Origin of the sequence: Rheinheimera sp. 4Y26 (assembly GCF_025245835.1) — a bacterium.
Lineage (GTDB): Bacteria > Pseudomonadota > Gammaproteobacteria > Enterobacterales > Alteromonadaceae > Pararheinheimera.
Genome location: NZ_JAOBWS010000030.1, coordinates 1 through 5,289, shown reverse-complemented (window position 1 = coordinate 5,289; position 5,289 = coordinate 1). Strand labels below are relative to the sequence as shown.

Sequence of the window (5,289 nt, the reverse complement as noted above, 5' to 3'; positions counted from 1 at the left end):
TATTGGGAGCCTGGCGGTGTACTACTCTCGCATGGCATCTGCCACACTACCATCGTCGCAGCTGCGTTTCACTTCTGAGTTCGGAATGGATTCAGGTGGTTCCACAGCGCTATTGCCACCAGGCAAAAACTGTTTAGCTTCTTTAACTTAGACAAGCTTTGATTTTTAATCTTGATAGTAGCTATTCGCACTTCTTACGCTCAAAACAACTTGGGCGTTGTATGGTTAAGCCTCTCGGGCAATTAGTATGAGTTAGCTTAACGTATCACTACGCTTCCACACCTCACCTATCAACGTTGTGGTCTCCAACAACCCTTATGTGTACTCAAGGTACAAGGGATGACTCATCTTTTGGCCGGCTTCCCGCTTAGATGCTTTCAGCGGTTATCCGTTCCGAACATAGCTACCGGGCAGTGCCATTGGCATGACAACCCGAACACCAGCGGTTCGTTCACTCCGGTCCTCTCGTACTAGGAGCAACTCCAATCAATCATCCAACGCCCACGGCAGATAGGGACCGAACTGTCTCACGACGTTCTAAACCCAGCTCGCGTACCACTTTAAATGGCGAACAGCCATACCCTTGGGACCGACTTCAGCCCCAGGATGTGATGAGCCGACATCGAGGTGCCAAACACCGCCGTCGATATGAACTCTTGGGCGGTATCAGCCTGTTATCCCCGGAGTACCTTTTATCCGTTGAGCGATGGCCCTTCCATACAGAACCACCGGATCACTAAGACCTACTTTCGTACCTGCTCGACGTGTCTGTCTCGCAGTTAAGCTGGCTTCTGCCTTTGCACTAACCGTACGATGTCCGACCGTACTTAGCCAACCTTCGTGCTCCTCCGTTACTCTTTAGGAGGAGACCGCCCCAGTCAAACTACCCACCAGACACTGTCCGCAACCCCGATTAGGGGCCCACGTTAGAACATCAAACATACAAGGGTGGTATTTCAAGGACGGCTCCACGAGAACTGGCGTTCCCGCTTCAAAGCCTCCCACCTATCCTACACATGTAGGGTCAATGTTCAGTGCCAAGCTATAGTAAAGGTTCACGGGGTCTTTCCGTCTAGCCGCGGGTATACGGCATCTTCACCGCAATTTCAATTTCACTGAGTCTCTGGTGGAGACAGCCTGGCCATCATTACACCATTCGTGCAGGTCGGAACTTACCCGACAAGGAATTTCGCTACCTTAGGACCGTTATAGTTACGGCCGCCGTTTACCGGGGCTTCGATCAAGAGCTTCGCTTGCGCTAACCCCATCAATTAACCTTCCGGCACCGGGCAGGTGTCACACCCTATACGTCCTCTCTCGAGTTTGCAGAGTGCTGTGTTTTTAATAAACAGTTGCAGCCAGCTGGTCACTGCGACTCTCAGATGCTTACGGAGCAAGTCCTTCACACCCAAGAGCGTACCTTCTCCCGAAGTTACGGTACTATTTTGCCTAGTTCCTTCACCAGAGTTCTCTCAAGCGCCTTGGTATTCTCTACCTGACCACCTGTGTCGGTTTCGAGTACGGTCGACAAGTACCTGAAGCTTAGAGGCTTTTCCTGGAAGCGTGGCATCAACAGCTTCACCACCGTAGTGGCTCGTCTCGTATCTCAGTCTTAGGCATCCGGATTTTCCTAAACGCCCAACCTACATACTTTTACATGGACTACCAACGCCATGCCTGCCTAGCCTTCTCCGTCCCCCCATCGCAGTACTGTCGGTACGGGAATATTAACCCGTTTCCCATCGACTACGGCTTTCGCCCTCGCCTTAGGGGCCGACTTACCCTACCCTGATTAGCATGGGATAGGAACCCTTGGTCTTCCGGCGGGGAAGTTTTTCACTCCCCTTATCGTTACTTATGTCAGCATTCGCACTTCTGATACCTCCAGCACCCCTCACGAGATACCTTCAACGGCTTACAGAACGCTCCTCTACCACTTGTGCTTAGCACAAGTCCACAGCTTCGGTGCATGGTTTAGCCCCGTTACATCTTCCGCGCAGACCGACTCGACTAGTGAGCTATTACGCTTTCTTTAAAGGGTGGCTGCTTCTAAGCCAACCTCCTAGCTGTCTATGCCTTTCCACATCGTTTTCCACTTAACCATGACTTTGGGACCTTAGCTGGTGGTCTGGGTTGTTTCCCTTTTCACGGCGGACGTTAGCACCCGTCGTGTGTCTCCCGAGTAGTACTCACTGGTATTCGGAGTTTGCAAAGGGTTGGTAAGTCGGGATGACCCCCTAGCCTTAACAGTGCTCTACCCCCAGTGGTATTCGCTCGAGGCGCTACCTAAATAGCTTTCGAGGAGAACCAGATATCTCCGAGCTTGATTAGCCTTTCACTCCGACCCACAAGTCATCCCCTAATTTTTCAACATTAGTGGGTTCGGTCCTCCAGTTAGTGTTACCCAACCTTCAACCTGCTCATGGGTAGATCGCCCGGTTTCGGGTCTACACCCTGCAACTATTCGCCCAGTTAAGACTCGGTTTCCCTACGGCTCCCCTATTCGGTTAACCTCGCTACAGAATGTAAGTCGCTGACCCATTATACAAAAGGTACGCAGTCACCCCACGAAGGGGCTCCCACTGCTTGTACGTACACGGTTTCAGGTTCTATTTCACTCCCCTAACAGGGGTTCTTTTCGCCTTTCCCTCACGGTACTGGTTCACTATCGGTCAGTCAGGAGTATTTAGCCTTGGAGGATGGTCCCCCCATATTCAAACAGGATGTCTCGTGTCCCGTCCTACTCGTTTTCACTAATCAAGATTTTTCGTGTACGGGGCTATCACCCTGTATCGCTCAACTTTCCAGATGATTCCACTAACTCTTGACTAGCTTAAGGGCTAGCCCCCGTTCGCTCGCCGCTACTAAGGGGATCTCGGTTGATTTCTTTTCCTCGGGGTACTTAGATGTTTCAGTTCTCCCGGTTCGCCTCGTATGACTATGTATTCATCATACGATACCAGATAAATCTGGTGGGTTTCCCCATTCGGACATCTGTGAGTCTAACGTCTCTTACCGACTTCTCACAGCTTTTCGCAGGTTAGCACGTCCTTCATCGCCTCTGACTGCCAAGGCATCCACCGTGTACGCTTAGTCACTTAACCATACAACCCCAAATTGTCTTCAGGACCGTAAGTATCGTGCTTAAGGTTCACAATAAAATTGTTGACCTTTATTTTTACTACTATCAGCTTGCCTAATTGTTAAAGAGCGTTGAGCATAAAGCTCAAAGATAAAGTCTCTTACCAGAGAGTTTGTCTTTGAGTTTTCAAACAGTGTTCATTCACAAGGAATGGTGGAGTTAAGCGGGATCGAACCGCTGACCTCCTGCGTGCAAGGCAGGCGCTCTCCCAGCTGAGCTATAACCCCAAATCGTGATTCGGTTCAATTCTGTTTTAGGCAAGGCGCTTATGAACGAAGTGTACTTTTGTACACGAGTTTGTAAGCAACGAAGCATAAAGCAGAATTTGGTTGGTCTGAGTAGACTCGAACTACCGACCTCACCCTTATCAGGGGTGCGCTCTAACCACCTGAGCTACAGACCAGCCGTAACCGCAATGGTTCTTACTGTTTGCTCTACGTTACAATCAATCATCTGTGTGGACACTACGCAACAGCAGTTCGCTGATGGTAAGGAGGTGATCCAACCCCAGGTTCCCCTAGGGTTACCTTGTTACGACTTCACCCCAGTCATGAATCACAAAGTGGTAAGCGCCCTCCCGAAGGTTAAGCTACCTACTTCTTTTGCAACCCACTCCCATGGTGTGACGGGCGGTGTGTACAAGGCCCGGGAACGTATTCACCGCAACATTCTGATTTGCGATTACTAGCGATTCCGACTTCACGCAGTCGAGTTGCAGACTGCGATCCGGACTACGATATGCTTTAAGAGATCCGCTCACTGTCGCCAGCTTGCCTCCCTCTGTACATACCATTGTAGCACGTGTGTAGCCCTACTCGTAAGGGCCATGATGACTTGACGTCGTCCCCACCTTCCTCCGGTTTATCACCGGCAGTCTCCCTAGAGTTCCCGACATTACTCGCTGGCAACTAAGGATAAGGGTTGCGCTCGTTGCGGGACTTAACCCAACATTTCACAACACGAGCTGACGACAGCCATGCAGCACCTGTCTTAGCGTTCCCGAAGGCACAATCGTATCTCTACAATCTTCGCTAGATGTCAAGAGTAGGTAAGGTTCTTCGCGTTGCGTCGAATTAAACCACATGCTCCACCGCTTGTGCGGGCCCCCGTCAATTCATTTGAGTTTTAATCTTGCGACCGTACTCCCCAGGCGGTCTACTTAGTGCGTTAGCTGCGCTACTCACAGTACAAGACCACGAACAGCTAGTAGACATCGTTTACGGCGTGGACTACCAGGGTATCTAATCCTGTTTGCTCCCCACGCTTTCGCACCTGAGCGTCAGTATCGTGCCAGGGGGCCGCCTTCGCCACTGGTATTCCTCCAAATCTCTACGCATTTCACCGCTACACTTGGAATTCTACCCCCCTCTCACGTACTCTAGTTGGCCAGTTTCAAATGCAATTCCCAGGTTGAGCCCGGGGCTTTCACATCTGACTTAACCAACCGCCTGCGTGCGCTTTACGCCCAGTAATTCCGATTAACGCTTGCACCCTCTGTATTACCGCGGCTGCTGGCACAGAGTTAGCCGGTGCTTCTTCTGTAGGTAACGTCAAAGCTGAGTACTATTAACACTCAACTCTTCCTCCCTACTGAAAGTGCTTTACAACCCGAAGGCCTTCTTCACACACGCGGCATGGCTGGATCAGGCTTGCGCCCATTGTCCAATATTCCCCACTGCTGCCTCCCGTAGGAGTCTGGACCGTGTCTCAGTTCCAGTGTGGCTGATCATCCTCTCAAACCAGCTAGGGATCGTCGCCTTGGTGAGCCATTACCTCACCAACTAGCTAATCCCACGTAGGCGCATCCGACAGCATGTGGCCCGAAGGTCCCACACTTTGGTCCGTAGACATTATGCGGTATTAACAGTCGTTTCCAACTGGTATCCCCCTCTGTCGGGTAGCTTCCTACGCATTACTCACCCGTCCGCCGCTAGAACCGAAGTTCCCGCTCGACTTGCATGTGTTAGGCCTGCCGCCAGCGTTCAATCTGAGCCATGATCAAACTCTTCAATTAAAGTTTTTCAAGCTCAGTATTACTGACTAAATATTTTACTATCTGGTCACTCATACTAAGTTAATTCGTTTTTGCGAATCTTCTATCACGAGTGCCCACACAGATGATTGATTGCTAATTGTTAAAGAGCGTG

At 50.7% G+C, this 5,289-nt stretch carries 2 tRNA genes and 3 rRNA genes; all 5 read right to left on the bottom strand.

What is annotated here, in order from left to right:
- Positions 1-8 precede the first annotated feature (8 nt).
- Positions 9-123: ribosomal RNA gene (gene rrf / locus N3Z11_RS17990) — 5S ribosomal RNA — on the bottom strand.
- Between the two features lie 98 nt (positions 124-221).
- Positions 222-3,104, bottom strand: a 23S ribosomal RNA gene (locus N3Z11_RS17985).
- A gap of 189 nt (positions 3,105-3,293) precedes the next feature.
- Positions 3,294-3,369, bottom strand: a tRNA-Ala gene (locus tag N3Z11_RS17980).
- 99 nt (positions 3,370-3,468) lie between these two features.
- A tRNA-Ile gene (locus N3Z11_RS17975) sits at positions 3,469-3,545 on the bottom strand.
- 86 nt (positions 3,546-3,631) lie between these two features.
- Positions 3,632-5,156, bottom strand: a 16S ribosomal RNA gene (locus N3Z11_RS17970).
- Together the 16S, 23S and 5S rRNA genes with 2 tRNA genes alongside form the textbook arrangement of a ribosomal RNA operon.
- Positions 5,157-5,289 lie beyond the last annotated feature (133 nt).